General features: G+C 71.7%; 24 protein-coding genes and 1 pseudogene. 15 read left to right on the top strand and 10 right to left on the bottom strand.

Features of this window, described 5'->3' with window-relative positions; genetic code table 11:
• Positions 1-14 precede the first annotated feature (14 nt).
• The gene (locus VFZ92_RS17765) at positions 15-1,034 is read right to left on the bottom strand and encodes a GntG family PLP-dependent aldolase (protein WP_330877055.1); all 1,020 of its coding nucleotides are present in this window, start codon (positions 1,032-1,034) and stop codon (positions 15-17) included.
• Between the two features lie 152 nt (positions 1,035-1,186).
• Between VFZ92_RS17765 and VFZ92_RS17760 the strand changes: the two genes are divergently transcribed.
• The 9 genes from VFZ92_RS17760 (at position 1,187) to VFZ92_RS17720 (ending at position 9,286) form a co-directional block, all read left to right on the top strand.
• Entirely contained in the window at positions 1,187-1,705 is a 519-nt protein-coding gene (locus VFZ92_RS17760; protein WP_330877054.1) for a SigE family RNA polymerase sigma factor, read from the top strand.
• Between the two features lie 23 nt (positions 1,706-1,728).
• Entirely contained in the window at positions 1,729-2,439 is a 711-nt protein-coding gene (locus VFZ92_RS17755) for a hypothetical protein (protein ID WP_330877053.1), read from the top strand.
• A 69-nt stretch (positions 2,440-2,508) separates the two neighbouring features.
• Positions 2,509-2,832 carry a multidrug efflux SMR transporter gene (locus VFZ92_RS17750; protein ID WP_330877052.1) on the top strand — a complete coding sequence of 108 codons (324 nt, stop codon included), beginning with the start codon at positions 2,509-2,511 and terminating at the stop codon, positions 2,830-2,832.
• A 19-nt stretch (positions 2,833-2,851) separates the two neighbouring features.
• Complete coding sequence (locus VFZ92_RS17745; RefSeq protein WP_330877051.1) at positions 2,852-3,433, top strand: TetR/AcrR family transcriptional regulator; 582 nt, start codon at positions 2,852-2,854, stop codon at positions 3,431-3,433.
• Between the two features lie 64 nt (positions 3,434-3,497).
• Positions 3,498-4,043 (top strand): SigE family RNA polymerase sigma factor, encoded by a 546-nt coding sequence (locus tag VFZ92_RS17740; RefSeq protein ID WP_330877050.1) that lies wholly within the window; start codon positions 3,498-3,500, stop codon positions 4,041-4,043.
• On the top strand, positions 4,040-4,876 hold the full coding sequence (locus VFZ92_RS17735; RefSeq protein ID WP_330877049.1) for a hypothetical protein: 837 nt from the start codon (positions 4,040-4,042) through the stop codon (positions 4,874-4,876). Before VFZ92_RS17740 ends, VFZ92_RS17735 begins: the two co-directional genes overlap by 4 nt.
• 13 nt (positions 4,877-4,889) lie before the next feature.
• Positions 4,890-6,317 (top strand): adenylosuccinate lyase, encoded by a 1,428-nt coding sequence (gene purB, locus VFZ92_RS17730; protein WP_330877048.1) that lies wholly within the window; start codon positions 4,890-4,892, stop codon positions 6,315-6,317.
• Positions 6,314-7,138, top strand: coding sequence for an MOSC domain-containing protein (locus tag VFZ92_RS17725; RefSeq protein ID WP_330877047.1), 825 nt, complete (start codon positions 6,314-6,316; stop codon positions 7,136-7,138). The genes purB and VFZ92_RS17725 overlap by 4 nt, the downstream gene beginning before the upstream one ends.
• Positions 7,139-7,192: 54 nt before the next feature.
• Positions 7,193-9,286: an ATP-binding protein gene (locus VFZ92_RS17720; RefSeq protein ID WP_330877046.1), complete on the top strand. Its 2,094-nt coding sequence runs from the start codon at positions 7,193-7,195 to the stop codon at positions 9,284-9,286.
• Positions 9,287-9,304: 18 nt separating this feature from the next.
• Here the strand turns inward: VFZ92_RS17720 and VFZ92_RS17715 are convergent, their stop codons facing one another.
• From VFZ92_RS17715 to VFZ92_RS17700, 4 genes are read right to left on the bottom strand one after another with little or no spacing between them, the layout of a single operon-like run.
• Complete coding sequence (locus tag VFZ92_RS17715) at positions 9,305-9,760, bottom strand: hypothetical protein (protein WP_330877045.1); 456 nt, start codon at positions 9,758-9,760, stop codon at positions 9,305-9,307.
• A gap of 48 nt (positions 9,761-9,808) precedes the next feature.
• Entirely contained in the window at positions 9,809-10,564 is a 756-nt protein-coding gene (locus tag VFZ92_RS17710; RefSeq protein ID WP_330877044.1) for an amino acid ABC transporter ATP-binding protein, read from the bottom strand.
• Entirely contained in the window at positions 10,564-11,388 is an 825-nt protein-coding gene (locus VFZ92_RS17705; RefSeq protein ID WP_330877043.1) for an amino acid ABC transporter permease, read from the bottom strand. The genes VFZ92_RS17710 and VFZ92_RS17705 overlap by 1 nt, the downstream gene beginning before the upstream one ends.
• The gene (locus VFZ92_RS17700; protein ID WP_330877042.1) at positions 11,388-12,239 is read right to left on the bottom strand and encodes an ABC transporter substrate-binding protein; all 852 of its coding nucleotides are present in this window, start codon (positions 12,237-12,239) and stop codon (positions 11,388-11,390) included. Before VFZ92_RS17700 ends, VFZ92_RS17705 begins: the two co-directional genes overlap by 1 nt.
• A 204-nt stretch (positions 12,240-12,443) precedes the next feature.
• Between VFZ92_RS17700 and VFZ92_RS17695 the strand changes: the two genes are divergently transcribed.
• Positions 12,444-13,328, top strand: a complete 885-nt coding sequence (locus VFZ92_RS17695; RefSeq protein ID WP_330877041.1) for a phosphoribosylaminoimidazolesuccinocarboxamide synthase — start codon at positions 12,444-12,446, stop codon at positions 13,326-13,328.
• Between the two features lie 44 nt (positions 13,329-13,372).
• Here the strand turns inward: VFZ92_RS17695 and VFZ92_RS17690 are convergent, their stop codons facing one another.
• The gene (locus tag VFZ92_RS17690) at positions 13,373-14,362 is read right to left on the bottom strand and encodes an NAD-dependent epimerase/dehydratase family protein (RefSeq protein ID WP_330877040.1); all 990 of its coding nucleotides are present in this window, start codon (positions 14,360-14,362) and stop codon (positions 13,373-13,375) included.
• Between the two features lie 94 nt (positions 14,363-14,456).
• Here VFZ92_RS17690 and VFZ92_RS17685 point away from each other — a divergent pair, with 94 nt between their 5' ends.
• The 4 genes from VFZ92_RS17685 to purL all read left to right on the top strand — a co-directional run bounded on the left by VFZ92_RS17685 (position 14,457) and on the right by purL (position 18,432).
• The gene (locus VFZ92_RS17685; RefSeq protein WP_330877039.1) at positions 14,457-15,017 is read left to right on the top strand and encodes a hypothetical protein; all 561 of its coding nucleotides are present in this window, start codon (positions 14,457-14,459) and stop codon (positions 15,015-15,017) included.
• Between the two features lie 228 nt (positions 15,018-15,245).
• Positions 15,246-15,485: a phosphoribosylformylglycinamidine synthase subunit PurS gene (gene purS, locus VFZ92_RS17680; RefSeq protein WP_330877038.1), complete on the top strand. Its 240-nt coding sequence runs from the start codon at positions 15,246-15,248 to the stop codon at positions 15,483-15,485.
• Positions 15,482-16,159, top strand: a complete 678-nt coding sequence (purQ, locus tag VFZ92_RS17675) for a phosphoribosylformylglycinamidine synthase subunit PurQ (protein WP_330877037.1) — start codon at positions 15,482-15,484, stop codon at positions 16,157-16,159. The genes purS and purQ overlap by 4 nt, the downstream gene beginning before the upstream one ends.
• Positions 16,156-18,432 (top strand): phosphoribosylformylglycinamidine synthase subunit PurL, encoded by a 2,277-nt coding sequence (gene purL, locus VFZ92_RS17670; protein WP_330877036.1) that lies wholly within the window; start codon positions 16,156-16,158, stop codon positions 18,430-18,432. Before purQ ends, purL begins: the two co-directional genes overlap by 4 nt.
• A 48-nt stretch (positions 18,433-18,480) precedes the next feature.
• Here the strand turns inward: purL and VFZ92_RS17665 are convergent.
• The 4 genes and pseudogenes from VFZ92_RS17665 to VFZ92_RS17650 all read right to left on the bottom strand — a co-directional run.
• Positions 18,481-19,026, bottom strand: a pseudogene (locus VFZ92_RS17665) (GH25 family lysozyme); the annotation flags it as partial.
• A 36-nt stretch (positions 19,027-19,062) separates the two neighbouring features.
• Complete coding sequence (locus VFZ92_RS17660) at positions 19,063-19,680, bottom strand: GH25 family lysozyme (protein WP_330877035.1); 618 nt, start codon at positions 19,678-19,680, stop codon at positions 19,063-19,065.
• 8 nt (positions 19,681-19,688) lie between these two features.
• On the bottom strand, positions 19,689-20,513 hold the full coding sequence (locus tag VFZ92_RS17655) for a lysozyme (RefSeq protein WP_330877034.1): 825 nt from the start codon (positions 20,511-20,513) through the stop codon (positions 19,689-19,691).
• A 128-nt stretch (positions 20,514-20,641) separates the two neighbouring features.
• A complete protein-coding gene (locus VFZ92_RS17650) occupies positions 20,642-21,496 on the bottom strand; it encodes an aldo/keto reductase (protein ID WP_330877033.1) in 855 nt (284 codons plus the stop codon).
• A 105-nt stretch (positions 21,497-21,601) separates the two neighbouring features.
• On the opposite strand from VFZ92_RS17650, the gene VFZ92_RS17645 reads away from it, so the two are divergent.
• Positions 21,602-22,459: a LysR family transcriptional regulator gene (locus VFZ92_RS17645; RefSeq protein ID WP_414719922.1), complete on the top strand. Its 858-nt coding sequence runs from the start codon at positions 21,602-21,604 to the stop codon at positions 22,457-22,459.
• The last annotated feature ends 910 nt before the right edge of the window (positions 22,460-23,369 follow it).

Genomic DNA, 23,369 nt, shown 5'->3' with positions numbered 1-23,369 from the left:
GGACGAACGCTCCCTCAACTCGCGGACGAGATCCGGCGCAACGTTTCCTTGATATCAGCCTCGGTGACGTCGCGGTGGGTCACGAACCGCAGCTTCCCCGCCATCGGACCCGCGTAGACGCCGAGGTGCCGGAGCCCGACGATGGTCACCTCCAGGTCCGGCACCTCCGCCAGCACGATGTTCGTCTCCGGCATCGGCACGGTCCACCCCAGCTCGACCAGGCCCTCGGCGAGCACCCTCGCGTTGGCGTGGTCCTGCGCGAGGTCGTCGATGCGGTCGAGGCCGACCAGGCCCGCCGCCGCGAGGACGCCGCCCTGCCGCACGCCGCCGCCGAGCATCTTGCGGATCCGCCTGGCTTCCGCGACGAACGTCGGCGAGCCCGCGACCACGGAGCCGACCGGCGCGCCCAGACCCTTGCTCAGGCACACCTGGACGCTGTCCACGCCCACCGTCAGCGCGGCGGGCGGGACGCCGAGCGCCACGGCGGCGTTCCACAGCCGGGCGCCGTCGAGGTGCACGCGCAGCCCCGTCTCCCTGGCCACGGACACGAGCAGCGCGTGCTCGTCGGGCTGGGTGACCGTGCCGCCCGCGTAGTTGTGCGTGTTCTCCAGGCACAGCACCGTCGTGCGGAGGTTGTAGTACGGACCCTCCACGCCCGCGGCGGCCCGGACCGCGTCGGCCGAGGCCCGGCCCGGCGCCGCGTCCCACGCCAGCGCCTCCGGCATCCCGCCGGCCAGCCAGGCCGCGGTGCCCAGTTCGGCGTCCAGCACGTGGGCGCCCACCGGCGCGAGGAACCGGTCGCCCCGGTTCAGGTGGATCATCAGCGCGATCAGGTTGCCCATCGACCCGGAGGGCACCCACAGCGCCGCGTCCACCCCCAGCAGGTCGGCGACGCGTTCCTCCAGCGCCCGCATGGTCGGGTCGTGGTCGATCACGTCGTCGGCCACCTCGGCCACCGACATGGCGAGCCGCATGGCCTCGTCCGGTTGGGTCACGGTGTCGGAGCGGAGGTCGATCGGTGCGATCTGGGTCACGAATGGATCACATCACACCGGGCGGCCGCACACCGAACGCGATCGGCAGTAGGACGGTAGGGGTGACGCACGTCTCCCGAGGGGGTCGTGCAACCGTTGGCCCCGTCAGTTCCGTCCCTTACTCGCAAGCACGACGAGCGGAGAGAGTCCGCGTGGACCAGCACGACGAGCAGGAGTTCGCGGAGTACTTCGCAGCTCGCCGGGAGGCCGTGCGCCGAACGGCGTTCCTGCTCTGTGGTGACTGGCACCGGGCGGACGACTTCGCGCAGACGGCGTTCGTCGCGCTGCACCGCAGGTGGCGCAAGATCCGGGACAAGCAGGCCCTGGACGCCTACGTCCGCCGGTCCGTGGTGCGCGCGGTGATCGACGAGTCCCGGCGGCCGTGGCGGAGGGAGCGCTTCGTGGACCGGCTCCCCGAGGTGCCCGCGGGCGACGGCGAGGTCGGCGAGTCCGTGGCGACGCGGGAAGCGCTGGTCCAGGGCTTGCGGCGGGTCCCTCCCCGGCAGCGGGCGGTGCTCGTGCTGAGGTTCCTGGAGGGATTGGACGTGGCGGCTGCCGCCGAGGCGCTGGGATGCTCGGAGGGCACCGTGAAGAGCCAGACCGCACGCGGGCTGGCGGCACTGCGCGAAGCCCTCGGCGACGCGATCGACGACTTGCGACCGGCTTCATGACCGCGCCGAGGAGGTGGCTCTAGGTGGACGAGAACAAGCTCGCCGAGCTCTTCAACGACGCGGTGCGGAACGCGCCACCGGCGTCCTTCGACGCGGGTGACGTGCGGGCGGCGTCCCACCGGGCGGCCGTGCGGCGGCGGTCGGCCGTCGCGCTCGGCTCCACCCTGGCCGCGGTGCTGGTGTTCGGCGGCGCCGCCCTCGGTGCCGGGCTGTTCGTCGACCGGTCGTCGAACAGCGTCACCGGTGCGGTCGCCGACGCGGGGTCGGGCGAGGCCGCCGAGAAGCCCGCGGCTCCCTACGACCTCGGTTCGGCGCAGGCCTCCGTGCAGCGCGACGGACCGCTCACCCAGAACGTCCCCGAAAGCTCTTCCACGCAGGGAGCAGAGCCTTCGGGGAACGTCAGCCCTCCGGCTGACGGCACCCCCAGCGGGTGCGGCACGGTCGACCGGGAGCTCGCCAACGCCCTCGCTGGCGAGCTCTCGGTCGCTCCGGACCAGGCGTCCCCCGCGGGCCTGGCGTGCCCGTCCGGGTCCAGGTCGGCGGCGTTCGACGTGGACGGCGGGCGGGTCCTCGCCGTCGTGGTGCCCGGCGGCGCGGCGCTGGTCGCCCCTCCCGGCGCGGCGCTGACCTCGGAGCCGACGCTGAGCGACGCCACGTTGTACGTGGTCAGCGAGTCGCCGAAGTTCGCGGACCGGGTCGACGGGATCGCGGCGAACCTGCGCGGGAGGTTCTGACCCAGGGCAATCTGGCACGAGTGTCCCAGAAATTTGGTACGATAGTGCCACATTTCTGGAGGTGTCGTCGTGGCGTGGTTCGTCCTGGTGGTCGCAGGCCTGTTCGAGGCCGGGTGGGCCATCTCGCTCAAGCAGTCCGAGGGCTTCACCAGGCTGGTGCCCTCGCTGGTCTTCGCCGTGACGTTCGTCATCAGCGTCGGCGGTCTCGCCTGGGCGTTGAAGCAGCTCCCGGTCGGCACCGCCTACGCGGTGTGGACCGGCATCGGCGCGGCCCTCACGGCCGTGATCGGCATGGTCTGGCTCGGTGACGGCGTGTCCACGCTCAAGCTGGTGTCGCTCACCCTCATCGTCGGTGGTGTGATCGGCCTCAACCTCGCGGGCGGTGGACACTGACGTGGGACAATCAGCCCCCATGACCGCTGCAACCCCCAAGGGCGAGCGCCGCCGCCAGGCGCTCGTCGAGGCCGCGATCGGCCTTCTGGTCGACGGCGGGTTCGACGCGGTCCGGCACCGCGCGGTCGCGGAGCGCGCGGGCCTGCCGCTCGCCTCGACCACGTACTACTTCGACTCGCTGGACGAGCTGATCACCGTCGCCCTCGACCGGCACGGCCGCGCCGAGCTGGCGTACGGCAAGGCCAGGCTCGCCGAGCTCGACCCGGAGGAGTGCGGCGGCGACGCCTTCACCGAACTGGTGCTCGACCTGCTGCTCGGGCCCGCCGAGGACGTCGAGGCCGTCGTGCTGCGCTACGAGCGGCTGGTCGCCACCGGCCGCCGCCCGTTCCTGCGCCCCCTGATGCGCGAGCTGACCGTCGAGCTGCGCTCCCTGCTGCTGGCGATCTTCACCAAGGCGGGCAAGAAGATCACCCCCGAGCACGTCGAGGACCTGATCGCGATCGTCGACGGCACCGTGGTGAACGCGCTGGTGGAGGTCAGCCCGGACCCGAGGGCCGCCGCGCGCCGCAAGCTCGCCGCGGCGCTCGCGAGAACCGCCTGAGCTTTCGTGCAACCCCGCTCGCGCACCGCGCGTGGTAGGGGGTGAGTGCGCGGAAGGGGTATGCATGCGCAAGGCCGAAGAACCGGGCTTTCGTGAATTCGCGGTGACCCATGCCGCGTCCCTGCGCCGCACCGCGTACCTGTTCTGCGGCGACTGGCACACCGCGGAAGACCTGATGCAGCAGAGCCTGATGAAGCTCTACCAGGCGTGGCACCGCGTCCAGCAGCAGGACCACGCGGGCGCCTACGCCCGCAAGATCCTCCTGCGCACCTGGCTGGACGAGAAGCGGAGACCGTGGCGGCGTGCGGAGCAGCGTGACGGCGAACTGCCGGAGACGGCCGATTCGAACGCGGACCCGGACCTGGTCAGCGGTCGGCTGTGGGCACGGGACCTGATCCAGAAAGCCTTGATCAAAGTCCCGCCGCGGCAACGGGCGGTGCTCGTCCTGCGCTATTTCGAGGATCTGTCCGTCACGGACGTCGCGGCGGTGATGGGGTGCACCGAGGGAACGGTGAAGAGCCAGACGGCGAGAGGGCTCGTGGCGTTGCGGGCGGCCGTCGACGCTTTGGAGAACAACGGCTCGGCCATGGAGACGGAGGTGGCGTCGTGAGTGAACAGGACTTGCGGGATTCCATGCAGCAAGCCGTGTGGGACGAACCCCCGCTGGACTTCGACCCCGACTCGTTCATGGCCCGCGCCGAGCAGCTCACGAAGCGCAGGCGTGCGCTGATGAGCGTCGGCGTCGCCACCGCGCTGATCATCGCCGCGGTCGCCACGCTGCCCGCCGTCCTGACCTCGGGGCGCACCAGGGTGGAGTCGGCCACCAGCGTGTCCACGACCGCCACCCCCGGCCCCTCGACGGCGAACTTCCCGTGGCCGCCCAACGACGAGCCCCGCAGGAACCACACGTACGAGCAGGACCAGCCGTACCTGGAGAACATGTGGGTCAACGTCATCAGCCCCGCCCTCCAGCGCCAGGGCGCTGATCCCAGCAGCATCGGCGTGTGGAGCCCGACCTACCAGGGGACGGGCTACGAGCGGGACAACTCGGCGGCCGACGTGCTGTACGGGTCGGTCTCCTACGTCGGTCCCGGCGGCCCCGCGCAGCTGGGCACCACCATCGCGGGCGTGAGCGCGTGGGGGCCGCCGCCGGACGAGTTCTGCGCGATCCGCCAGGACGCCAACACCACGTGCAACGCGACCAGGAGGTCCGACGGCTCGATGGTGGTCGCGGTGGAGTTCGCCGCCGACAAGACCACGAGCAACGGCTTCTACTCGGGCTACCGGTCCATCTACCACTACCGCAAGGACGGTTCGGTGGTGGGGATGGAGTCCAGGGCGAACTTCGTGAACTCGACCGTCTACGCCAACACCGGGATCCCGCTCACCTTCGACCAGTTGGTCGACCTGGCCACCAACGAGATGATCGCCCTCCCGCGTTGACTAGGCTCGTCCCGTGAGCAAGCCCCGGATCTCGAACGTCCTCGCAGGCCGCTACGCCTCCACCGAGCTGGTGACCCTGTGGTCCGCCGAGCACAAGATCGTGCTGGAGCGCAGGCTCTGGCTCGCCGTGCTGCGGGCACAGGCGTCACTCGGCATCGAGGTCCCGGAGGGGGCCGTCGCCGACTACGAAAGGGTCGTCGACCAGGTCGACCTGGCCTCGATCGCCGCCCGCGAGCGGATCACCCGCCACGACGTGAAGGCGCGCATCGAGGAGTTCAACGCCCTCGCGGGCCACGAGCACGTCCACAAGGGCATGACCTCCCGCGACCTGACCGAGAACGTCGAGCAGCTCCAGGTCCTGCGGTCGCTGGAGCACGTCCGCGGCCGCACCGCCGCCGTGCTCGCGCGCCTGGCGCGGCTGGCCACCGAGTACACCGACCTGGTCATCGCGGGCCGGTCGCACAACGTGGCCGCCCAGGCCACGACGCTCGGCAAGCGCTTCGCGACCACCGCCGACGAGGTGCTGGTGGCGTTCACCAGGCTCGACGAGCTGATCGCCCGCTACCCGCTGCGCGGGATCAAGGGGCCGGTCGGCACCGCCCAGGACATGCTCGACCTGCTCGGCGGCGACCCGGCGAAGCTCGTGGAGCTGGAGCGCACGGTCGCGGGCCACCTCGGCTTCGAGAAGGTACTGACCAGCGTCGGCCAGGTGTACCCGCGCTCGCTCGACTTCGACGTCGTCTCCAGCCTCGTGCAGCTCGCTGCGGGCCCGTCGTCGCTGGCGAAGACCATCCGCCTGATGGCCGGGCACGAGCTGGTCACCGAGGGCTTCAGGCCCGGCCAGGTCGGCTCCAGCGCGATGCCGCACAAGATGAACACCCGCTCGTGCGAGCGCGTGAACGGCTTCGCCGTGATCCTCCGCGGCTACCTGTCCATGGTCGGCGAGCTGGCCGGTGACCAGTGGAACGAGGGCGACGTGTCGTGCTCGGTCGTCCGCCGGGTGGCCCTGCCCGACGCGTTCTTCGCGCTGGACGGCCTGCTGGAGACGCTGCTGACCGTGCTGGACGAGTTCGGCGCGTACCCGGCCGTCGTGGCCCGGGAACTGGACCGCTACCTGCCGTTCCTCGCCACCACCAAGGTGCTGATGGGCGCCATCCGCGCCGGTGTGGGCCGGGAGACGGCCCACGAGGTGATCAAGGAGAACGCGGTCGCCGTCGCGCTCGCGATGCGGGAGCAGGGCGCCGAGAACGACCTCCTCGACCGCCTCGCCGCCGACGAGCGCCTGCCGCTGGACCGCGCCCAGCTCGACGCGCTGCTGGCCGACCGGCTGTCGTTCACCGGTGTGGCCGCCCAGCAGGTCGAGTCCGTCGTCGGCCAGGTCGAGAACGTGCTCACGAAGTTCCCGACCGCGGCGGGCTACGTCCCGGAGCCCATCCTGTGACCCCGGTCGTCCACGGCCTCTTCGTCCACCCGATCAAGGGCTGCACGGCGACCGCGCTCACCACGAGCGCGGTCGTCGAGACCGGCCTGCTCCACGACCGCGACTTCATGCTGGTGGACGCCGCGGACGGCCACTTCATCAGCCAGCGCAAGCTGCCCGCGATGGCCGTCATCCGCCCGACCGTGGTCGACGGGGGCCTGCTCGTGACCGCGCCGGGCCTGGAGGACTACGAGCACAAGACCCGCCCCGACGGCGACCGGCGCGAGGTCACCGTGCACTGGTGGACCGGCGAGGGCGTGGACCAGGGCGACGAGGCGGCCGAGTGGTTCACGCTCGCCCTGGGCCGTCCGTGCAGGCTGGTGCGCGTGCCGCCCGACCTCGACCGGCAGCTGGACGACGAGGGCCGGGTCGGCTTCGCGGACGCCCACGCGCTGCTGGTGACGTCGCTGTCCTCCCTGGACGGCCTCAACGAGCGGATCGTCCGGACCGGCGCGGACCCCGTGCCGATGAACCGCTTCCGCCCCAACGTGGTCGTGAGCGGCTGGCCCGAACCGCACACCGAGGACCTCGTCCGCCGGGTGTCGATCGGCACGGCGTCGTTCGGCTACTCGCGGATCTGCGTGCGCTGCGTCGTGCCGACCGTGGACCAGGAGACGGGCCTGAAGGCGGGCCACGAGCCGACCAAGACCCTCGCGGGCTACCGCCGCGCCCAGGGCGGCGTCACCTTCGGCATGAAGGCGAAGGTCCTCCGCCGCGGCACGGTGTCGGTCGGTGACCCGGTCGACGTCACCGAGTGGGCTCCTGTTCAAGCTGACGGGTGAAATCCACCGGCGAACGGTGTGCGGGACGCCGCCGCCGGTGGATTCTGAAGTGCCATGATCCGCAACAGGGTGATCTCGTCGACGGCGCAGTCGGTGGTGCAGGCGGGCGTCGTCCACGTCCACCGCCCCGCCCGGCCCGCCCCGGTGGTGCCGCGCCAGCTCCCCGCGGCGCCGGGGCCCTTCGCGGGCCGGGTCCGCGAGCTGGCCGCGCTCGACGACGCGTCGTTCGCGGTGATCTCGGCGATCGGCGGCGCGGGCGGGATCGGCAAGACGTGGTTGGCGTTGCGCTGGGCGCACGAACGCCTGGAGCGGTTCCCGGACGGCCAGCTGTTCGTGGACCTGCGCGGGTTCAGCCCGGACGGTGACCCGGTGCGGCCCGCGGTCGCGGTGCGCGGCTTCCTCGACGCGCTGGGCGTCGACCCCGGCCGCGTCCCCGTCGACCTGGACGCGCAGGCGGCGCTCTACCGCAGCCTCGTGGCCGGGCGGCGGATGCTGGTGGTGCTGGACAACGCGGCCGACGCCGACCAGGTCGTGCCGCTGCTGCCCGGCGGGTCGACGTGCACGGTCGTCGTGACCAGCCGCCGAACCCTGACCACGCTGATCACCCGGCACAGCGCCCACCACCTGCCGCTGGACGTCCTCGGCGACGACGAGGCCCGCGGCCTCATGGCGCACCGGCTGGGCCCCGCGCGCGTGGCGACCGAACCGGGGGCCGCGGCGGAGCTGGCCCGGCTCTGCGGGGGGTACCCGCTGGCGCTCGCGATCATCGCGGGTCGCGCGATCCCCCGTCCACGCGTCCCGCTCGCCGAGTTCGCCGCCGAACTGCGCCAGCAGGGGCTCGGCGCGCTGGACGACGACGATCCCGCCGCCAGCTCGCGCGCCGTCCTGTCGTGGTCGCACCGGGCGCTGGGCGCCGACCAGCGCGGGTTGTTCGAGCTGCTGGCCACCGCTCCCGGCCCGGACATCGGCCTGGCCGCCGCGGCCCACCTCGCCGACCTGCCCGTGCCGACGACCAGGAAGCTGCTCACCGACCTGGAGGAGGCGTCGCTGCTCCGGCGCGAAGCCCACGGCCGCTACTCGATGCACGACCTGATCCGCGGGTACGGCGCGGACGTCGCCGCCGAGCTGCCACCGGACACCCGGACGGCCGCGCTGCGCAGGATCGTCGACCACTACCTCCACACGGCACGCGCGGGCGCGGAACTCCTGGACCCGCACCGCATCCCGGTCCGGTTCGCCCCACCGACCCGCCCACCGGACCCGCCCGCCGACCGCCGGGCCGCGTTGGCCTGGTTCGACACCGAACAGGCGTGCCTGCTGGCCGTCCACCGCGAGGTCGTCGACCGGGGCTGGCACGAGGTCGTGTGGCAGCTGGCGTGGACGCTGACCCCGTTCCGCTCGCGCCGGGGCCACCACCACGACGACGTGGCCGCCTGGCGAGCCGGGCTCGCGGCGGCCGAACACGACCCCGACCCCGTGGTCCACGCGGTGGCCAACAGGTTCTTCGGCGCCACCAGCCTGGTCGTCGGTCGGCACGACCAGGCCGTCGAGCACCTGCACGCCGCACTCGACCTGGCCGAACGGCACGACGACCGCACCGGCCGGGCCCACACCCACCGGCTGCTCGCGAGCGCGTGGGAGCAGCGGGGGGACTTCCGCCGGGCGGTGGACCACGCCACCAGGGCGCTGCACCTGCACCGGGGCGCCGACCACCCCGTGTGGGAGGCGAACGCGCTCAACCAGGCGGGCATGTACACCGCTGTGCTGGGCGAACTCGACCGGGCGCGGGAGCACTGCGCCGCCGCGCTCGCCCTGCACCGCCGCATCCACAACCCCGAGGGCGAGGCGGCCACGCTGAAGTCCCTCGGCTACATCGCCCACCACGCCGGACAGCACCGCGAGGCGCTGGAGCACTACCACCGGGCGCTCGCCGTCTACCGCGACCTCGACAACACCTACGCCGAGGCGGGCACCGTCGAGTTCCTCGGCGACCTCCACCTCGCACTGGGGCAGCGCGCCGACGCCCGAGCCCTGCTGCTCGACGCGCTCGCGGTCTACCGGGCGCAGCAGTGCGACGACGAGGAGGAGCGCGTGAACGGCAAGCTCGCCGCCCTCGACGACGCCGGAGCGCCGGGCCAGGGGGCGTGAGGCCCGCCGCGGGGTCGGCTACAGCGGCTGCCAGCGGAGCCTGTCGCCGCTGCCCGCCGTGCACACCATCGGCTTGAGCCTGCGGTTCACGGCTATCGCGCCCTCCACCGGGCACGCCGTGCCCTGCATCACGACCAGCCCCTCCTCCGGCGGCTCGGGGTCAGCGGGCTCCTCCGGCGGTGGTGGAGGCGGTGGCGGCGGCTCGGCCGGGGGCGGCGGAGCGGGCGGTGGTGCCTCGGTGGTGGGCTCCACCTCGACCGGAGCGGGCTCCGGGGCGACGGGCGGCTGCACCGCGATGACGTCGTTCGACGGCACCGGTGGGGAGCTGGCCTGCGCCGACGTGGGGGCGGGCGAGATGGTCGGGATGCTCGGGGACGGTCTGGGGGCGGCGTCGGGGGCGCCGCACGCGGTCGCGACGAGCACCAGCGCGAGACCGGTGATCGCTGTTCCGCAGGCCTTCTTCGGGGAAAGCACGAGGTGCACCATAGGTGCGGACGGCCGAGACCTGAACCCCCGATCGGGCTACAGGCGGCCCGCGTCGATGATTCGGCTGAGGAACCGCCGCGTCCGCTCGTGGGTCGGGTCTCCCAGCACCTGCTCCGGCGGACCGGACTCCAGGAGCCTGCCGCCGTCCAGGAAGCAGATGCGGTCGGCGACCTGCTTCGCGAACCCCATCTCGTGCGTGGCCATCAGGATCGTGCGGCCCTGACCTGCGAGTTCCCGCACGAGCGCGAGCACTTCGCCGACCAGTTCCGGGTCGAGGGCGCTGGTGATCTCGTCGAACAGCAGCAGCCGCGGGTCGTAGGCCAGCGCCCGCGCGATGGCCACCCGCTGCTGCTGGCCGCCGGACAGCCGGTCCGGGTACGAGCCCGCCCTGTCCGCCAGGCCCACCCGGTCCAGCAGTTCACGGGCCCGGTCGTCGGCCACCGACCGCGGCACGCCGTGCACCACGCGCGGCGCGAGCGTCACGTTGTCGAGCACGGACATGTGCGGGAACAGGTTGAACGCCTGGAAGACGATCCCCATCGCCCGCCGCGCCACGTCGGCGTCCACGCGCGGGTCGGACACGTCCACGCCGTCGAGCAGCACCTGCCCGTCGTCCAGCTCCTCCAGCAGGTTGGCGCAGCGCAGCAGGGTCGACTTGCCGGAGCCCGACGACCCGATCAGCACCACGACCTCGTGCTCGTGCACGTCGAGGTCGATGCCGTCGAGCACCGTCGTGGCGCCGTACCGCTTCACCAGTCCGCGCACACCCAGCACCGGATCGGTCCCCGACATCACGCCCCCTGCCTGCGCGCGGCGCGCCGCGACACCCAGTCCGCCAGCCGCCCGGACGGCACGGAGAGCAGCACGAACAGCAGCCCCGCCACGACGTACGGAGTGAAGTTGTACGACGTGGACGACTCGATCTGCGCGGCCCGCACGGCGTCGACCGCGCCGAGCACCGAGATGAGGCCGCAGTCCTTCTGGAGCGCCACGAAGTCGTTCAGCAGCGCGGGCAGCACGCGGCGGACCGCCTGCGGGAGCACGACGAGCCGCATGGTCCTGCGGTGGTTCAGCCCGAGCGAGCGGGCGGCGGCCAGCTGCGACGGGTGGATCGACTCGATGCCCGCGCGGAAGACCTCGGCCACGTAGGCGGAGTAGACGAGCACGAGGGCGATGCCGCCGAGCAGCACCGGGTCGTTCGGGACACCGGACAGCCGCAGCCCCGGCAGGCCGAAGCCGACCAGGTACAGGCAGATGATCAGCGGCAGTCCGCGGAACAGGTCGACGTACCCGGTCGCGAACGCCCGCACCGGGAACCAGACCGGGCCGCGCAACGTCCGCAGCGCGGCGATCCCCAGCGCCAGCACCAGGATCACGGCCTCGGCGGCGACGAGCACCCGGACGTTGAGCCACAGCCCGTCGAGGACCGCGGGCAGGGTGCGCCACGCCGTGTCCAGGCTGAAGAACGACTGCCGCACCCTGGGCCAACCCGGTGCGCCGCGCACCGAGAACCAGACGACGGCCGCGAAGACCGCGGTGGACAGCAGGGCGACCGCGGTGGAGCGACGAGCGCGGGAACGCTTGTACGCCGAGCGTTCCCGCTGGAGGTCGCTCATCACTTGAGTTCGGGCGCCTTGCCCTCGGTGGTCAGCCACTGCTTCTCGATCTCGGCGAGCCTGCCCTGCGACCGCAGCGCCTCCACGGCCGTGGACACGCAGCCGGTCAGCTTGCTGCCCTTGTCGAGCACGATGCCGAACATCTCCGGCTTGCCGTCACCGGCCGGGATCTGGCCGACGATCGTGGTGTCCTGCAACTCCGAGCTGGTGATGAAGAACGCCGTCGGCAGGTCCACCACGATCGCCTCGACCTGACCGGCGGTCAACGCGGCCTTGGCGTCGTCGTTCGTGTTGTAGACGGCGATGTCCTGCTCGGCGGCCAGCCGCTTCGCGGCGGTGAAGCTCGTCGTGCCGACCTGGGCGCCGATCTTGGCCTTCCGCACGTCGGCCAGCGTCTTGGCACCGGCCACCGGCGAGGTCTTCAGCGAGACGACGGCCTGCGCGACGGTGTAGTACGGCGCCGAGAAGTCCACCGCCTGCTTGCGCTCGTCGGTGATCGAGAACTCGGTCAGGTTCGCGTCGTAGGTCTTGGCGCCGGGCTGGATGGCCGCGTTGAACGGCACCCTCACCCACGCCACGTCCTCCTTCGCGTAGCCGAGCTGCTGGGCGACGGCGTAGGCGACGGCCGACTCGAAGCCCTTGCCGTTGGTCGGGTCGTCGTCCTGGTACCACGGCGGGTAGACCGGCTGGTCGGTGCCGAACGTGAACCTGCCCTTGGTCAACGTCGTCAGGTTGTCCTTGGTGCAGGGGACGCCGTCGACGGCCGTGGGCCCGGTGGGTCCGGTGTTCTCGTCCACCGGGGCGCAGGCGGACAGCAGCAGGGCTGCGAGGAGCAGGGCGGGTGCGCGCATGTCGGGAATCTAGCCGTCCACGAGGCTCTTTTGGAGGTCGACCCGCCATCTGGGAAATCCGAAATCTGCCTGTGACCTGCGCGGATGCTTTCCATCGGGCAAAGAAATGGTCTGAACAACTTGGCCGTACCGGGGCTGGCCTGCGTGATTGACACCACCGTCCGCCGAGCGGTCGGGGTCCGGGCGCGAAGTACGCTGGCCCGCGTGCCCAAGCTCGCCGATTACCCGCAGGTCGCCGTAGGCAAGGTCCGCAGGCTGTACGCCGTGGACGACGAGCTGCTGCTGCTCGTCGCGACCGACCACATCTCCGCCTACGACCACGTGCTCTCCAGCGAGATCCCGGACAAGGGCCGGGTGCTCACCGCGATGAGCGTGTTCTGGTTCGAGCAGCTCGCCGACGTGGTTCCGAACCACCTCGTCGCCTACGACGACCCGCGCATCCCGGCCGAGGTCCGCGGCCGGGCACTGCTGGTCAAGCGCCTGGAGATGGTGCAGGTCGAGTGCGTGGCGCGCGGCTACCTGACCGGTTCCGGCCTGTCGGACTACCGGGCAACCGGCGCCGTGTGCGGCGTGGAGCTGCCGCCCGGCCTGGTCGAGGCGGCCGAGCTGGCGGAGCCGATCTTCACGCCCGCCACGAAGGCCGAGCTGGGGTCGCACGACGAGAACGTGAGCTTCGAGGCCGTGAGCGCCGAGGTGGGCGCCGAACTGGCCGACCAGCTCCGCGAGACCACGCTGGCCGTGTACCGCGAGGGCCGCGACTTCGCCCGCAAGCGCGGGATCATCCTGGCCGACACGAAGTTCGAGTTCGGCCACGACCGCGACGGACGGCTCGTCCTCGGCGACGAGGTCCTGACCCCGGACTCGTCGCGCTACTGGCCCGCCGACGTCTACCAGCCGGGCCGCGTGCAGCCGTCGTTCGACAAGCAGCAGGTCCGCGACTGGCTCACCTCGCCCGCCTCCGGCTGGGACCGCGCGTCCGACACGCCGCCGCCCGCGCTGCCGGACGAGGTCGTCGAGACCACCCGCGCCAGCTACGTCGAGGCGTACGAGCGGATCTCCGGCCGGTCGTTCGCGGACTGGATCTCCTGACCGGGTTCGGCGCGGAGGGCTCTCCTCCGCGCCGAACCTCGTGGTCAGAGGGCTGACAGCAGCTCGTACTCCTCGTCCGCGGTCAGGCCCGCCCGCCGCACCCGGTCGATCCCCAGCTCGTGCTCGTACGCGAGCGCGTCCTTCGCCGTCTCGCCGACGGGCCGCACCCGCAGACCGGCGGCCATCGCGGGACGGGCGTCGCGGAACATCATCGCCAGGTGCGACTCGGTCAGCCACAGCGGCAGCGACCGGGGACCGGCCCACGGCGCGATCTTCAACCGGTCCAGCACCTCCAGCGGGACCCGCACCAGCTGCGTGCCGGGGGGCGCCACGGCCCCGGCGATCTCACCGAGGAAGAAGCTCAGCGGCTCCGACGGCCCGGTGCCGTCGAACGTCCCCACCAGCCGGTTCTCCGCCGCGTCCACGATCCACGCCGCCAGGTCGCGCACGTCGACGTGCGACGCGGCCTGGTCCGGCGAGTCCGGCACCGCGACCTGCCCGCCCTTCGACATCCGCGCGGGCCAGTACCCGAACCGGTCGCTCGGGTCACCGGGCCCGGTGATCAACCCGGCCCGCAGGATGAACGCCCGGTCCTCCAGCTGGTCCAGGACGGCGTGCTCGCTCGCCACCTTCACCGACCCGTACCGGTTCGCGTCGAACGGCGCGGTCGGGTCGTCCTCCAGCGGCGGCAGCGTCGGCGACTGCACCGTCTGACCGGCGGACGAGTGGTCGCGGTACACCGAACAGCTCGACACGAACGTCCAGTGGCCCGTGCTCCCCGCCAGGACGTGCAGCGCCTCCCGCACCCAGTTCACCGACATCTTCGCGACGTCGACGACGGCGTCGAACTGCTCGCCCCGCAGAACCTCCAGGGCCCCCGGCTGATCCCGGTCGACAACAACAAGGTCCGCACCCTCGGGCACGGACCCGGAAGCACCACGTGCCGCGCACACAACCTCGTGGTTGCGACGCACGGCCTCCGTCGCCACCGCCTTGCTGAGGAAGACGGTTCCACCCAGCACCAGGATTCGCATACCCGTAACACTGACGACCCGATCGTGGTTCCGCCACCGGTCTCGCAGAGGGCGAACGGCACCACCTGGCGATTTGCACCAAAGTGATCGTCCGATGGCGTTAAGTGATCTTCGAGAAACTTGCGAAGAGGGCAACGAAACCGCAGACCTGCGGACGACTGGTCACAACGCTCGGACTGCCGCTCGTGCCGGAGACCCGGCCAGGCCGCGCAAGCTGCTCAGGAGCCTGCTGCTGCCGGGGCAGAAGGAGGTCCACTTCCACAACGAGAAGAACGACCGCCGCAAGATCGTCCTGTCGCGCCTGGTCGTGTCTGGTGCGCTGGTGCACGTCTACCAGCGCACCTGCGCGACCGGGGAGGAGCGCGCTCGGCAGGAGTGCTTGGTCGCCGTGGTGGTCGACCTGACCGCCTTGGGCGTGGCCAGGATGGTCCTGGACACCCGTCGCGAGCGCGACCGGCACGACAAGCGGACCATCCGGGCGGTCCTGGGCAAGGAGGCGAAGGAACCCGTCGTCCACGAGCACGTGGTGAGCGGTCAGGAGCAGATGCTGTGGATCGCCGACGTCGTCGCGTGGTGCTACGGCGCGGGAGGTGGGTGGAGGAGGCGGGTCACGCCCTTGGTGGCCAGGGTGGTTGATCTCGACACCTGGTCCTGACAGCGCAAAGCGCGGCTGCCAGCCGTCCGGCTGGGAACCGCGCCTACTTCCTCGGCCTACTGGCCTCGGCTCCTCAAATATGCATCCCCGTCTCCGCCGATCAAGCTGTGTAACCCGAACGTGTGATGACCTGCGGATGTGGCCCAGCGCACCCGTGGCCGGGGTGAACGTGCAGGTCAGGTAGGCTGTGCGGTATCCCCCGCCCTCTGTAACAGGGAGCAGCCTGCTGTGGCTCGTGTCGTTGTCGACGTCATGCCGAAGCCCGAGATTCTCGACCCGCAAGGTCAGGCGGTGGCCAATGCGCTGCCCCGGCTCGGGTTCGAGGGAATCACCAGTGTCCGCCAGGGCAAGCACTTCGAGCTGGAGGTCGACGACTCGGTCGACGACGCCACGCTCGAGAAGATCGCCGAAACCTTCCTCGCGAACCCGGTCATCGAGGACTGGGTGGTTCGGCGGGTCGACGCATGAGCGTTCGCGTTGGGGTGATCACGTTCCCCGGCACGCTGGACGACGTGGACGCCGCTCGTGCGGCGCGGTACGCCGAGGCGGAGGCCGTGCCGCTGTGGCACGGTGACCCGGACCTCAAGGGTGTCGACGCGGTGATCGTGCCGGGTGGGTTCTCCTACGGCGACTACCTGCGCTGCGGCGCCATCGCCCGGTTCGCGCCGGTCATGCAGTCCGTGGTCGAGGCCGCGGGCAAGGGGATGCCGGTCCTGGGCATCTGCAACGGGTTCCAGATCCTGTGCGAGGCGGGTCTCCTGCCGGGCGCGCTGGTCCGGAACTCCGGTCTGCACTTCGTGTGCAAGGACCAGTGGCTGAAGGTGGAGAACAACACCACCGCCTGGTCCAGCCGCTACGAGGTGGGCGCCGAGATCCTGGTGCCCCTCAAGTCGGGCGAGGGCGGCTACCAGGCCACCCGGTCCACCGTGGACGAACTGGAGGGTGAGGGCCGCGTGGTGTTCCGCTACGTCGGCGACAACCCCAACGGGTCGCGCGGCAACATCGCGGGCATCACCAGCGCCAACGGCCGGGTCGTCGGCCTCATGCCGCACCCGGAGCACGCGATCGACGCGCTGACCGGCCCGACGGACGACGGACTGGGCATGTTCCTGTCCCTGATGGATGCGGTGGTGAACGCATGACGACCGACACCGTCAAGCACGCGGAGACCACGCCGGACCAGGAGCAGCCGTTCCGGGAGCTGGGTCTCAAGGACGACGAGTACGCCCGCATCCGCGAGATCCTCGGCCGCAGGCCGACGGACGCGGAACTGGCGATGTACTCGATCATGTGGAGCGAGCACTGCTCCTACAAGTCGTCGAAGGTGCACTTCCGGCACTTCAGCGAGTCGCTGACCGACGAGATGCGCGCCAAGATGCTCGCGGGCATCGGTGAGAACGCGGGCGTCGTCGACATCGGCGACGGCTGGGCCATCACGTTCAAGGTCGAGTCGCACAACCACCCGTCCTACGTCGAGCCGTACCAGGGCGCGGCGACGGGCGTCGGCGGCATCGTGCGCGACATCATCGCGATGGGCGCCCGGCCGCTGGCCGTCATGGACTCGCTGCGCTTCGGCAAGGCGGACGCCCCCGACACGCGCCGGGTGCTGCCCGGCGTCGTCGCGGGCGTCGGCGGCTACGGCAACTGCCTCGGCCTGCCGAACATCGGCGGCGAGGTCGTGTTCGACGAGTCGTACGCGGGCAACCCGCTGGTCAACGCCCTGTGCGTCGGTGTGCTGCGGGTCGAGGACCTGCACCTGGCGCACGCGTCCGGCGCGGGCAACAAGATCATCCTGTTCGGTGCTCGCACCGGGCTGGACGGCATCGGCGGCGTGTCCGTCCTCGCGAGCGACACGTTCGCGGGCGACGACGGCAGCGGCAAGCGCAAGAAGCTGCCCGCGGTGCAGGTCGGCGACCCGTTCACCGAGAAGGTGCTGATCGAGTGCTGCCTTGAGCTGTTCGGGCAGGGCATCGTCGTCGGCATCCAGGACCTCGGCGGCGCGGGCCTGTCCTGCGCGACCTCGGAGCTGGCCAGCGCCGGTGACGGCGGCATGCACGTCTACCTGGAGCGGGTCCCGCTGCGGGCGACGGGCATGACCCCGGCCGAGATCCTGTCGAGCGAGTCGCAGGAACGCATGTGCGCGGTCGTCGCGCCGGAGAACGTCGACGCGTTCATGGCCGTCTGCGCGAAGTGGGACGTCATCGCCTCCGAGATCGGCGAGGTCACCGAGGGCGACCGCCTGGTGATCACGTGGAACGACGAGGTCGTCGTGGACGTGCCGCCGCGCACCGTGGCGCACGAGGGCCCGGTCTACCACCGGCCCATCGAGCGCCCGGCCGACCAGGACGCGCTCGTGGCCAACGGCCCCGAGTCGCTGGCCAGGCCGACCGAGGCCGCCGACATCCTGAAGACCATCGTCACGATGGCCGCCTCGCCGAACCTCGCGTCGCGCCGCTGGGTCACCCAGCAGTACGACCGCTACGTGCGCGGCGGCACGGTCCTGGCGCAGCCGTCGGACGCGGGCATGATCCGCATCGACGAGGAGACCAACCGCGGCATCGCGCTGGCCACCGACTGCAACGGCCGCTTCACCAAGCTCGACCCGTACGCAGGCGCGCAGCTCGCGCTGGCAGAGGCCTACCGCAACGTGTCGGTCAGCGGCGCGACGCCCATCGCGGTGTCGGACTGCCTGAACTTCGGCTCGCCCGAGGACCCGGCCGTCATGTGGCAGTTCGAGCAGGCCGTCAAGGGCATCGCCGACGGCTGCCGCGAGCTGGGCATCCCGGTGACCGGCGGCAACGTCAGCTTCTACAACCAGACCGGCAGCACGGCGATCCTGCCGACGCCGGTCATCGGCGTGCTGGGCGTGATCGACGACGTGCGTCGCCGCATCCCGACCGGCATCGGCGCCGAGGCGGGCGAGACCCTGCTGCTGCTGGGCGACACCCGCGACGAGTTCGGCGGCTCCGAGTGGGCCCACGTCGTGCACGGCCACCTGGGCGGCACGCCGCCGAAGGTCGACCTCGCACGGGAACGCCTGCTCGGCGAGGTGCTGCTGGCGGGGTCGCGCGACGGCATGGTGTCCGCCGCGCACGACCTGTCCGACGGCGGTCTGGCCCAGGCGCTGGTCGAGGCCTGCCTGATCGGCGAGACCGGCGCGCGGGTGTTCCTGGACGGTGACCAGGACGCGTTCACGCAGCTGTTCAGCGAGTCCGCCGGCCGCGTGCTCGTGGCCGTGCCGCGCAGCGAGGAGCTGCGGTTCACCGACATGTGCACCGCGCGCCAGCTGCCGTGGCGCAAGGTCGGCGTCGTCGACCCGGAGTCGGAGTCCCTGGAGATCCAGGACCTCGGCCAGCTCCCGCTCGGCGAGCTCCGCGCGGCCTGGGAGGGCACCCTCCCCGCGCTGTTCGACTAGCACCGGTGGTGGTGGGGAGGCCGTGGTGGTCTCCCCACCACCTCGGGGTCAGCCGTTGGCCAGCGCCTGGAGGCGGTCGTAGCCGCCGTTGAACAGGTTCTGGTCAACAGGCGTCGACGAGTACTGCCAGAACGTGTGGAAGTCCCGGTCGAACGGGAGCGCGCCGGGTGTCGAGGCGTACCCGGCCACCCACAGCGGGTTCGTGGTCTTGAAGCTGGCGTTGACGCACTGGTCCCACCAGCTCGTGGACGTGTGGATGACCGGGTGGACGCCGGTCCGCGCGTGGTAGGCGTCGCTGAAGGCGAGCACCCAGGACGTCATGGCGGCCCTCGACAGGCCGTGGCAGGTGCCGCCGTAGGGGTTGTGCTCCACGTCCAGCGCACCCGGCAGGGTTCGGCCGTCCCTCGACCAGCCGCCGCCGTTGGCGAGGAAGAACTCCGCCTGCGCCTGGCCGCTCGACCGGTCCGGCAGCGCGAAGTGGTAGGTGCCGCGGATCATGCCGACGTCGTACGGGCCGTTGTACTGCTGGGCGAAGCACGGGTTGCGGTAACCCGTGCCCTCGGTGGCCTTGACGTACGCGAACCGCTTGCCCCGCCTCCGGTGAACGGGTCACCGGAAGGACCAGGCGCCTCACTCGCCGACGAGCGCGAGCAGCCTGTCCCGCGGGTGCCGCTCCACGGACGGTGACGGTCGGAGCCACAGCGGGTAGACGCCCCGGCCGCGGGGCAGCGCCCCCGGCGTCGCCGAGTGCTTGTCCACCCGCAGCGGGTTCACCGGGCCCGCCTCGGCGCCCGCGCACTGGCTCCACCAGGTCGTCGACGTGTAGACGACCGGGTAGCGGCCGGTCCACTCGTGGTAGGTGTCGCCGAAGTCCAGCACCCAGTCCGACAGCGCGGCCCTGGACAACCCGTAGCAGGCCTTGCCGTACGGGTTGAACTCCAGGTTCAGCGCGCCGGGCAGGGTCATGCCGTCGTTCGTCCACGCCCCGCCCTTGTCCACGAAGAACTCCGCCTGGTCCGCGCCGCTCGACCGGTCCGGCAGCGCGAAGTGGTAGGCGCCGCGGATCAGGCCGGCGTCGAACGACTCGGCGTACTGGCCGCCGAAACCGGGGTTCACCCGGTCCACTCCCTCGGTCGCCAGCACGTAGGCGAACCTCTTCCCCTGCTGCCAGAGGGCCGTCCAGTCGGCCTCGGTCGGCTCCTGCGCGCTCACGTCGACGCCGGACACGGCGCTCTCCACCTGCCTCACGGCCGCGCTCAGCCCAGCGCCAGGCGGACCAGCTGGTCGTGGTCGCCGTTGAAGAGGTTCTGGTCGCCGGGGAACAGCCCGGCCGCGTCCCACTGCCAGATGGTCTCGTGGTCCCAGCCCACGGGCAGCGGGCCGAGGACCTCGGCGTAGTGCGCGACCCACAGCGGGTTCGTCCGGCCGAAGTGGACGGTGCCGCCGACGCACCTGTTCCACCAGCTCGCGGAGGTGTAGATCGTCGGGTACCGCTGCGTGCGCGCGAGCATCCGGTTGCTGAAGTCCAGCACCCACCGGGTCATCTCGGCCTGGTCCAGCCCGTAGCAGGCGTCGCCGTACGGGTTGTACTCCATGTCCATCGCGCCGGGCAGCGTCTTGCCGTCCGCCGACCAGGCACCGCCGTTGTCGGCGAAGAAGTCGGCCTGCTCGGCTCCGCCGGAGCGGTCCGGCAGCGCGAAGTGGTACGCGCCGCGGACCATCCCGACCTCGTAGGAGCCGATGTACTGCTGGGCGAACTTCGGGTTGCGGTACCCGGTGCCCTCGGTCGCCTTCACGTAGGCGAAGCGGGCGCCGTCCGCCCACGACCGCTCCCAGTCGACGTCGCCCTGGTGGCTGCTCACGTCCATGCCCGGTACCTCGCCGAACGGTGCGAGGGACCGGGCGGTCCTGGTCGTGCCCTCGTGCTTGGCGATCTGCGAGCCCGCGTGGTGCTCGGCGGACCCTTCCGGCAGCGGTGCCGCGGTGGTGCTCGACACGGGCGTCGCGACGAGCGCGCTCGCCGCGAGCGTGATGACGCCGAGCCGGGTGGTCCAGGCGCGGAAGCGGGGTCGGTCGACCACGGGACGCCCCCATTCGGTCGTAGATCGTTGAGCCGTTAGGCCTAGATCATCCGTCCGGATCGGGCGAACCGCACCCGGTGATCACCCGAGTGGACCAGTCGAAGGGCACGTTCGGGGACGGCCTCCGACTAGTCCAGGCGTGCGAGCTCGTCGGCGGTCAACTCAACGTGGGTGGCCCCGGCCGAGTTGCGGATGCTCTCCGGCCGCGACGAGCCGGGGATCGGGATGACGACCGGGGCCTTGGCCAGCATCCAGGCGAGGCACACCTGCTGCGGGCTGGCGCCGTGCGCCTCGGCGATCTCGGCGAACGCCGAGTTCCGCTCGCCCAGTTCGCCGGCCTTGCCGATGCCGCCGAGCGGGCTCCACGGCAGGAAGGCGATGCCCATCTCGGCGCACAGCTCCAGCTCGGGTTCGCTCGACCGGAACGACGGGGAGAACTGGTTCTGCACGGAGACGAGCCTGCCGCCGAGGACCTCGTTCGCGAGCCGGATCTCGTCGGGGTTGAAGTTCGAGATGCCCGCCTGCTTGACCTTGCCCGCGTCCAGCAGCTCCGCCAGCGCGCCGAACGAGTCGGTGAGCGGGACGGTCGGGTCCGGGCGGTGGAACTGGTAGAGGTCGATCGCCTCGACGCCGAGCCGCTTGAGCGACGCGTCGCAGGCCGACCGCAGGTACTCGGGGCTGCCGTTGAGCGCCCAGCCGCCGCCCGCGACCCTGGTGTGGCCGCCCTTCGTCGCCACGAGCACGCCGTCGGCCGCCGACCCGAGCCCGCGCAGGGCCTCGGCGATCAGCTCCTCGTTGTGACCGAAGTCGGTGTCGTCGAGCGAGTAGGCGTCCGCGGTGTCGATCAGGGTCACGCCCGCCTCCACGGCGGCGCGGACCGTGGCCAGCGCGCGTTCGCGGTCCGGGCGGCCTTCGACGGACAGCGGCATGCCGCCGAGTCCGATCGCACTGACCTCGACGTCGCCGATCCGGCGGGTGCGCATCAGGTGTACCTCCTGGGACGAAAGTGGTGGACCGAGTCTGCGCCCGAAGAATTAAGCTGTCCAACAGAACAGGCTTATGACATTCAGCAGTTTGGGTGATTAGTCGTGGAACTGCGCCAGCTCGAGTACTTCGTGGCCGTGGCCGAGGAGTGCCACTTCACCAGGGCCGCCAAACGCGTGCACGTCGCCCAATCGGGTCTGTCCGCCTCCATCCGCTCGCTGGAGGCCGAGCTGGGCGCGCCCCTGTTCGTCCGCAGCACCCGTCAGGTCGAGCTGACCGAGGCGGGCCGCGCCCTGCTGGTCGAGGCCCGGCGCGCGCTCGGCTCGGTCGACGCCGCCCGCGACGCCGTCGCCGCCGTGCAGGGCCTGCTGCGCGGGTCGCTGTCGGTCGGCAGCCTCCAGTGCCTGCACGTCGTCCACCTGCCCGCCGTGCTGGCCGCGTTCCACGACGCGCACCCCGGCGTCGAGATCCGGCTCCGGCAGGGCGGCACCGCCGACCTGGTGGACGAGGTGCGGGCGGGCCGGGTCGACGTGGCGTTCGTGACGCGCTCGCCCGACCGGGACGTGCGGATGTCCACCCTGGCCACCGAACCCCTGGTGCTGGCGTGCGCGCCGGAGCACCCGCTGGCCGGGCGGCCGTCGGTGGCGCTGCCCGAGCTGGCGGGCGAGTCGTTCGTGGACTTCAACGAGGGCTGGGGGACGCGGGACGTCGTCGACCGCACGCTCGCCGCGGCCGGGGTGGACCGGCGGGTCGGCGTGGAGGTCAACGACGTCCACTCACTGCTGGACTTCGTCGGCTTCGGTCTCGGCGTCGCGCTGGTGCCGCGGTCGTTCTCGCTCAAGACGGACCTGGTCCGGTTCGTCGACCTGGACGGCGGCCCGGTCGCGGAGACCGTCGTCGTCACGGGCACGACGGTCAGCGCCGCCGCCAGGGCGCTGCTGGACCTCGTACGAGCCGGTTAGCTCCCAGCCCGCGGGCGGCGCGATCCTCATGGCGGTGCCGGGCTCGACGGTGAGCGCGCCCCTCACCGGCTTCGGCAGGTCGGTGCCGAGGTGCAGGAACGTGCCGACCACGGCGCCGCGGACGTCGAACTCGTCGGCGAAGGTGACGTCCTGCAGGGACAGTCCGCCCGCGAACCTCGCCTCGGCCGCCGACGCGCGGCCGTGGAACACCGCCCCGGAGAACAGCGCGGGCTTGGACGCCCGCAACTCGTTGATCATGGTGATGCCGTAGAAGTGGGCCCGGCGCGCGTTGAGCCGCCCGATCCTCCTGCCCGACAGCCGGAAGTACTCCAGCCGTGCCCCGGTCAGGTCCAGGTGGTAGGCGGTCGGGTCCTCGTCCGCGCCCCACGGCAGCAGGTCGGTGATCAGCCGCTGGGCGGTGCGCCGCACCTCGCGCTCCCGGTCGCTGCTCGCCAGCTCCTCGTCCGTCGACTCCCTCGGCAGCTTGTCGGGGTCGCCCGAGTAGTCGCCGGTGAAGCCCGCGTGGTGGAACGGCCTGCGCAGGTACGCGCACAGCACGTCCAGCACGGTCTGCTTGTACCGCGGCGCCGCCGCCGTGAGCCCGGCCAGCGCGTGCATCGCACCCACCCGCACCTGGTCCGCCTCGTGGCCGAGCATCTCCACCGACCGCGCGAACCGCTCGTCGGCGACCTTGTCGCTCTCCAGTTCGTGCCGGGCCTCCTCGGTGCGGCGCCTGCGGTCGTTGAGCCACAGCGCGTACAGCGCCACGACCGCGCCGCCCGCGAGCCCACCGGTCTTGACCGCCTCCGCCTTGGACAGCTTCGGCTCCACCAGCAGCAGCACCACGACCGTCGCGACGGTCACGGCGACCGCCCCGAGCACGCTGGCCAACAACATCCCGCGTCCGCGC

It is taken from the genome of Umezawaea sp., assembly GCF_036375055.1.
Taxonomy (GTDB): Bacteria; Actinomycetota; Actinomycetes; order Mycobacteriales; family Pseudonocardiaceae; genus Umezawaea.
This window is presented reverse-complemented; position numbering and strand designations above follow the sequence as displayed.

What these genes read in the sequence shown, in the direction of transcription:
- VFZ92_RS17745 (WP_330877051.1), top strand. Translation starts at nt 2,852, where the DNA reads ATGACCGCTGCAACCCCCAAGGGCGAGCGCCGCCGCCAGGCGCTCGTC.
- VFZ92_RS17740 (WP_330877050.1), top strand. Translation starts at nt 3,498, where the DNA reads ATGCGCAAGGCCGAAGAACCGGGCTTTCGTGAATTCGCGGTGACCCAT.
- VFZ92_RS17720 (WP_330877046.1), top strand. Translation starts at nt 7,193, where the DNA reads ATGATCCGCAACAGGGTGATCTCGTCGACGGCGCAGTCGGTGGTGCAG.
- VFZ92_RS17710 (WP_330877044.1), bottom strand. Translation starts at nt 10,564, where the DNA reads ATGTCGGGGACCGATCCGGTGCTGGGTGTGCGCGGACTGGTGAAGCGG.
- VFZ92_RS17705 (WP_330877043.1), bottom strand. Translation starts at nt 11,388, where the DNA reads ATGAGCGACCTCCAGCGGGAACGCTCGGCGTACAAGCGTTCCCGCGCT.
- VFZ92_RS17700 (WP_330877042.1), bottom strand. Translation starts at nt 12,239, where the DNA reads ATGCGCGCACCCGCCCTGCTCCTCGCAGCCCTGCTGCTGTCCGCCTGC.
- VFZ92_RS17690 (WP_330877040.1), bottom strand. Translation starts at nt 14,362, where the DNA reads ATGCGAATCCTGGTGCTGGGTGGAACCGTCTTCCTCAGCAAGGCGGTG.
- VFZ92_RS17685 (WP_330877039.1), top strand. Translation starts at nt 14,457, where the DNA reads ATGGCGTTAAGTGATCTTCGAGAAACTTGCGAAGAGGGCAACGAAACC.
- purQ (WP_330877037.1), top strand. Translation starts at nt 15,482, where the DNA reads ATGAGCGTTCGCGTTGGGGTGATCACGTTCCCCGGCACGCTGGACGAC.
- purL (WP_330877036.1), top strand. Translation starts at nt 16,156, where the DNA reads ATGACGACCGACACCGTCAAGCACGCGGAGACCACGCCGGACCAGGAG.
- VFZ92_RS17650 (WP_330877033.1), bottom strand. Translation starts at nt 21,496, where the DNA reads ATGCGCACCCGCCGGATCGGCGACGTCGAGGTCAGTGCGATCGGACTC.